Origin of the sequence: Paracoccus marinaquae, assembly GCF_018860165.1 — a bacterium.
Lineage (GTDB): Bacteria > Pseudomonadota > Alphaproteobacteria > Rhodobacterales > Rhodobacteraceae > Paracoccus > Paracoccus marinaquae.
On record NZ_JAHKNG010000087.1, the window covers coordinates 1 to 3,849 of the forward strand.

The 3,849-nt window shown below is 57.9% G+C and carries 3 protein-coding genes; 1 reads left to right on the forward strand and 2 read right to left on the reverse strand.

Features of this window, described 5'->3' with window-relative positions; translation table 11 throughout:
• Positions 1-223: 223 nt before the first annotated feature.
• Together KNW02_RS20090 and KNW02_RS20095 are read right to left on the reverse strand one after the other, a co-directional pair.
• The gene (locus KNW02_RS20090; protein ID WP_216034960.1) at positions 224-883 is read right to left on the reverse strand and encodes an ABC transporter ATP-binding protein; all 660 of its coding nucleotides are present in this window, start codon (positions 881-883) and stop codon (positions 224-226) included.
• A 142-nt stretch (positions 884-1,025) separates the two neighbouring features.
• Positions 1,026-2,363, reverse strand: coding sequence for a CapA family protein (locus KNW02_RS20095; RefSeq protein WP_216034961.1), 1,338 nt, complete (start codon positions 2,361-2,363; stop codon positions 1,026-1,028).
• A 716-nt stretch (positions 2,364-3,079) separates the two neighbouring features.
• On the opposite strand from KNW02_RS20095, the gene KNW02_RS20100 reads away from it, so the two are divergent.
• Positions 3,080-3,529 (forward strand): MarR family winged helix-turn-helix transcriptional regulator, encoded by a 450-nt coding sequence (locus KNW02_RS20100; RefSeq protein ID WP_216034962.1) that lies wholly within the window; start codon positions 3,080-3,082, stop codon positions 3,527-3,529.
• Positions 3,530-3,849: the final 320 nt, after the last annotated feature.

The following is a 3,849-nucleotide window of genomic DNA, read 5'->3' on the forward strand; positions in this document are numbered from 1 at the left end:
GTTGAGGCACATCGCCGGAACCCAATGGTCGACGCGCAAGTACATGAACATGACCCCGCTATTCGCGGATCAAACCAAAGGAGCAGGCGTCGCGTGAACAAATGTGCGAAAGATTCTTGACGCTACCAAGAAACGAAAGGAGACATCTGCATTGACGCCAACATGACGCGCAGAACATAACAACCGGGTGGGTCAGATCTCGGTGACAATGCCGGGTCAATTCTCAGTGGCAATCAACAAACACAAGGATGCGGTCGCTGAGCAGGATCGCCTCGGCCGGATCATGGGTGACGAAAAGAACCGTCTTTGGGTCACGCTGCATCAGGTCAAGCAACTCTTGCTGCATGACTAGTTTGGTCAGGGCATCCAGTGCACCGAATGGTTCGTCCATGAAGACGATCTCGGGCTTCTGCGCCAGAAGCCGCGCGAATTGCACGCGCTTGCGCATGCCGCCGGACAGTTGGATGGGGCGCTTTTCCTCGAAGCCCTTAAGCCCGACGGTTGCCAGAAGATTTCTTGCTTCGGCCTCATCCTTGCGACCGACGACCTGCTGGGGAAGCATGACATTGTCGAGCGCGCTGGCCCAGGGAAGCAGTGTGTCCTCCTGAAACATATAGCCTGCCGCGCGGGGGATGCCTTCTTTCGGCAATCCGTTGATATGGATGATCCCGGCGGTCGGTTCAAGCAGTCCGGCGACAGCGTTCAGAAAGGTCGACTTGCCGCACCCGCTTGGTCCCAGCAGGGACACAAAGGTGCCGCGTTCGATATCGACGTTCACGTCGTTCAGGACGGTGAGATCGCCGAACTTCAACTGAATGCCCCGAGCCGAGATGGCGGAGGGCGGGCCGGTGTCTTTGTCGGCCGTGGTACTGGTCTGTAGCACGTTTCAACTCCCTGTTGTGTATCGCGTTTTCTATCGCGTCGCCAAGCAACTGCGCTTGGCGATTGGGTTATCCTGAACCCGGGCGTGTGCCCGCGACCTGTCTTGTGGGACGCCCGTTACCGGGAATGCCGGAGGTGTGCTGTCAGGCCTTGGTCATGCGGCCAAAACAACGCTCGCCGTTTTCGACAAGCTCGACCTTGGTGCCAAAGGGCAGGGAAAGGGTCCCCAGTCGTTCCAGGATATTGCGGGCCTCTTCGGGGGTGACGAGGCGCGGCGTACCGCGCTGTGGTCGCGGAAGGTCCTGACCCATCCTGATCGGATGAAGTTCGGACCCGGTCAGGCGGCCGTCGGTGAACTCGAACCGCGCGACCACGGCTTCCCAGAAATAGGGCTGTTTCTGATAGCCGGTGACGCGATCATAAAGATCGGCCGTCCGCGACGTCAGCGGCATGCCCTGCTGTTCGTAAACCTCAAGCGGGAAGGTCTCGGTTGCCTCAAGATTGAAGATGAAGTTCCCAAGCGAATAGCAGATCGGCCGATCCTTATAGATCTCGACACCGCGCAGCATATGCGGGCCGTGGCCGAGGATCGCATGGGCGCCCGCATCGATCAGGCGATGTGCAAGCGGGCGCAGGAATTCCGCAGGCGTATCGGTGTTCCATCGGCCTTGCAGCCCTTCATGGCAATGAAGCGCCACGAAAACCAGATCCGCCATTCTGTGGGCCTCATCGACGGAAGCCACAAGCGCCTCGATATCCCGCTCAAGCGCGTCGGTCTGAACCCGCGGGCGCTCATCCGGGACGAAATGAACGCTTTCCACCGCGATGCCACCGGGGGGTGGACCGTCATAGATGTTCTTGTCGGGGTAGGGGAAATGGATCCCCGGCGCGGTGGTGCCGCTGGAGGTGACATTCACACCGGCCTCTTCCAGCAAGCCGCGCAGATCCTCGAAGCGGTACTTGTTGATGTAATGGGTCTTGTTGACGCGGATCGGTGCGATACCAGGCCGTCCTGCGTCGCCAATCCCGATGTCGGCGGCAAGCGCCAGCCGCGCATTGCTCGACCCTGCTGAAATCAGGGCAACCCGTCCGCCGGGCGTGTCGAAATAGCGCGGAGCACGCGCATCTGTCAGGTTGCGCCCGGCACCCGCATAAGGCATGCCGCGCTGTTCCAAAGCCTCGATGGTCGAAAGCAGCCCCTCGGTTCCGTAATCCGTAGCGTGATTGTTGCCCAAAGCGAAAAGATCGACGCCGATTTCGGCGAACTCCGAAAGATGGGCCGGATCGGCGCTCATCGGTGTGCCGTGCATCGTGGTCGAAGGATGGCGACCACGACCAGGATAGCTCATTTCAAGATTGGTGATGGTGACATCCGTGTCGCGCATCATGGCGACCAGATCGCGGAAATCCGCATCCTGAGCACGCGAGATCTTACGGGTCAGCATCGAATCTCCGGTTGCAAGCAGTGAGATGGTCGTCATGTCTATCCTCTTTTCGCCGGATATCAGATTAGGTCAAAATCGCCGGCATGAACCCGTCAGGCGGCAAGCGGTTTTCGTTTGAAGACAGCATTGTTGAAAGAAGTGTCCCGCGATCAACGGGCCAGGATTGCCCAGGAAGTCCTGCACGGCTATGCGAAGGATTGCTCGTTCGGGGTCGGGCCTTAGGTAAGCATCGCTTCGGGCGCGTGGTTTGGCCTTCGTCAGTCGCCAGGGGTCGCTGTGCCGCATAGAAGCGGAGTACAGAATAGTGCTGCGCAAGGCCTGCATTTTTGCAAGCATGTCGTCCTCCCGCTGCTCCTCGAGTTACCGGCCTCTCCTCAGGCAATTTAGTAACTCATATTGATCAGTTTAACTGAATAAATGATAGCCTGTCAACTTCCAAATTCGGAGATCTAAGCAGAGCGTTGACGAGATGCTGTTAGATCTGAATTTTCCCATGACATAGATAAAAATTATCATATTTTCAGATGATTATAGGTGCCATGTGACGGGCTGGGTATCGATGAAGCCTAGGCCGGGATCAACGCGGTGAAAGCTCCCGCGTGCATCGCAGCCTGCCTTCCTGCGGCAGTTTTAGCGATCGATTCGCGCCACCAGAGTACCGCTTATTGAAGTCATGTTGTTTCGAGGGTTCCATTATTCGGGGTTGTTCCTATAACCTCAGAATTCCAACTACATCAGTAGGGTCGGAAGATTTGTCTGACAAAAACAGTGAAGAAACGCTTAAACGCAACCCGGATGCCGAACTGGCGTTTCGCCTGCGGGACACACTTGCTCGCGGAGCAAGACGGGTGCGGATAGATACCGGACCTCCACTTGCTCAGATGTCAGTCTTGGGGCTTCTGACCCGCAATCAGGCCATGAGCACCAACGATCTCGCGGCGGCTGAGCGTATGCGCCCGCAATCCATGACCGTGATTGTCCGTACTCTTGAAGAGAACGGATTGGTCCAGCGCCGCCCTCATCCGACGGACCGGCGCCAGACGCTGATCGAAAAGACCGAAAAGGGCTCACAACTTCTGAACGAGATCCTTGCGATGCGTGAAGATTGGCTCGCTCGGGTCATCGCGACGCGTCTGGATGCCACCGAGCGGGCCGAGTTGAAGCGCGGGCTGGAGCTGATAAGCCGTGTCATCGAGGACTGAAGCGTCTTGACCTGACAGGGGGCGCCCGGGATCCCGTAGCCGTAATGGCGGTCTTGGCGAAGTGCCAGCTGCGCGATCGCGAAGATAGGTCCGGGCTAGATCGTTTCAGGTTTTGACGGAAGCATAACCTGCGTTCTGGAAGTAGTTTGAACACTCTTGGGATGTGAAGCGATCAAGGATCGTGCCGACGGTCGTAACCGCCCGGTTGTTACCGCGGTTACTCAGGCGGCTTGGGCCTGAGTGTCGGCGATCGGCGTCCAATTCCACGGGAGGAGCTCGTCGAGCCGGTTGATCTTGTGGTCATGGATGCGGTCGAGCAC

Excerpts from the sequence above, each read along its gene's own strand:
- KNW02_RS20095 (WP_216034961.1), bottom strand. The coding sequence starts at position 2,363 with ATGACGACCATCTCACTGCTTGCAACCGGAGATTCGATGCTGACCCGT.